The sequence below is a fragment of the Paraburkholderia atlantica genome (assembly GCF_009362785.1).
GTDB classification, from domain to species: domain Bacteria; phylum Pseudomonadota; class Gammaproteobacteria; order Burkholderiales; family Burkholderiaceae; genus Paraburkholderia; species Paraburkholderia atlantica.
The window spans coordinates 1-1,805 of record NZ_WHNQ01000165.1 but is presented as its reverse complement, the minus strand read 5'-3'; the positions used below and the strand labels follow the sequence as shown (position 1 = coordinate 1,805).

The window sequence follows — 1,805 nt, the reverse complement described above, 5'->3', positions numbered from 1 at the left end:
GTGCGATGCTCGAGCAGTGGTGTACCAACGTGATGCGCTCCAAGGTTGAACCGATGAAGGAGGTCGCCCGCATGATACGCAAGCATTTCGACGGCATCGTCGCATGGACCCAGACGCGCCAGACCAACGGCTTTCTGGAAGCACTCAACGGCCTGTTTCAAGCCGCCAAGCGACGCGCTCGTGGCTACGCAAACCTCGAAACTATGCGCACCGTGCTGTTCCTGATCGCCGGCAAGCTCAACTTCGCGTCGATCAATCCGCACGCGGCATAACCCATTCAAATTTCAAAAGAGCCAAATTTAAGCAGGTCTCGTTTCGTCCGCAAGGTAATTACCCGGCGTCAACAGGAACATCCAAGACCAATTACCCCTGCCTGACGAACGGAATGGTTCCCTGCGTCGCGGTGATGATGACAGGGGCGACACCGGACGAAAGCCGAAGAAACGCTCGCCTGTTCCATATAGCTTCAGCGAACACAAAAGCGGCCGAAAGTATCGTTGACTACAAAAAATATCTGTTGGCCGACGGATTGACAAACCAGTTCGCGGTGCTGGCCGGCGGCGAAACGGACGAGCGTAAATACCGCGATCTCGGGATGGATCATCGCACGGCTAGCGCTATGGCCGCGCAAACCCGAGCCGAACTTGCTGACCGGAAGGAAAAACTGTCGTCCGCGAATATTCGCGTAGCCAAGGACGATACTGGCGAAAACCGCCCCTCGTATATGACAGGAATGGCCAACGTCGGGTTTGAGCTTAAGCAGACTGACGGAAAGGTAAAGTTTTCATATCTCAAGAACGTCAAATTGACGTAGTTGAGCGGCGTGTTTTACACCGCCAGCGTCCGACGTCAACAGTAAAATTGTCAATCACATCATGAATTTCGGTCGAGATGCGGCGGATCTTTTGCGAATCCCGGCCAACCCTCGCCCTCGCCAACAGATGATGCAGCAGGCGAGTTTCATGAAGGCTTCGTGGATGAAGGCAAGGCGTTCGAAGCAGATGCGCAGTCGCCGGAAGTTGTGAAGCCACGAAATGGTTCGCTCGACGACCCAGCGGGTTTTGCCAAGGCCGCTGCCATGAGGGTGGCCACGTCGGGCGATTTCGGTAGCGATGCCGGCTGCGTGCAGCGGACGGCGGTATTTGTCGTGATCGTAGCCCCGATCGCCCTGAACGATGCGGGGCTTCGAAAGCGGCCGGCCGCGCTTGCCGGCAATGGGTGGGATCGCATCAACCAGCGCATGAAGCTGGGTGACATCGTGACGGTTGGCGCCGGTGAGGATTACCGCGAGCGGGATGCCCTGCGCTTCTGTAATGAGGGTTCACCAGCGTTACTATCGGCAGCGTTCGAGCGAACTGATTGCCGAAGGCCGCAGACTCAATCCGCAGCAGGAACGCGATCCCTGGCGGGCAGAGCAGCGAGGCAAGGTCAAGCAAAGTCCTGCGTTCAACCTGCTGGTGATCTGGAACGCCATGCCGACCAGGTCTGGCGCTTTACTGTTGATCATCGGTAAGCGCGCGATCTAGCACACTGAGCGCGCGTAGACGCGCGAAGGCGAGCGGGTCTCCGAGAGCAAATCGATCGATCGAGGTTTTGTGAGGTGGCGACCGATCAAGCTCAACGCGCTGCCGTTTCTGTGAGCTTCGCGTATTTGAACGGTAAGAGGTCAGTCACGTCGGCATGCGGTTCGCGCTTCGGTAGTTCGGTGAGCACGTGCACAAGGTAGGCGTAGGGTTCGACGTTGCAAGCCCTGCAGGTCAGCATGAGACTGTAGATCATGGCACTTGCCTTCGCGCCAGCGACGG

The 1,805-nt window shown here is 57.5% G+C and carries 3 protein-coding genes and 1 pseudogene; 2 read left to right on the top strand and 2 right to left on the bottom strand.

Annotated features, from left to right (window positions below; all coding sequences use genetic code 11):
* Both GCT19_RS41865 and GCT19_RS41860 read left to right on the top strand, forming a co-directional pair.
* Positions 1-272 (top strand): transposase (locus tag GCT19_RS41865; RefSeq protein ID WP_193727426.1); only part of this gene is annotated, 272 nt, incomplete at its 5' end.
* A 113-nt stretch (positions 273-385) separates the two neighbouring features.
* A complete protein-coding gene (locus GCT19_RS41860; protein ID WP_018436538.1) occupies positions 386-814 on the top strand; it encodes a hypothetical protein in 429 nt (142 codons plus the stop codon).
* A gap of 54 nt (positions 815-868) precedes the next feature.
* Here the strand turns inward: GCT19_RS41860 and GCT19_RS41855 are convergent.
* Both GCT19_RS41855 and GCT19_RS41850 read right to left on the bottom strand, forming a co-directional pair.
* Positions 869-1,318: pseudogene (locus tag GCT19_RS41855) on the bottom strand (IS5 family transposase); the annotation flags it as partial.
* Positions 1,319-1,617: 299 nt separating this feature from the next.
* Positions 1,618-1,805 (bottom strand): transposase domain-containing protein (locus GCT19_RS41850; RefSeq protein WP_193727521.1); only part of this gene is annotated, 188 nt, incomplete at its 5' end.

Bases quoted from the DNA above. Each gene is read 5' to 3' on its own strand.
- GCT19_RS41860 (WP_018436538.1), top strand. From the start codon at position 386: ATGGTTCCCTGCGTCGCGGTGATGATGACAGGGGCGACACCGGACGAA.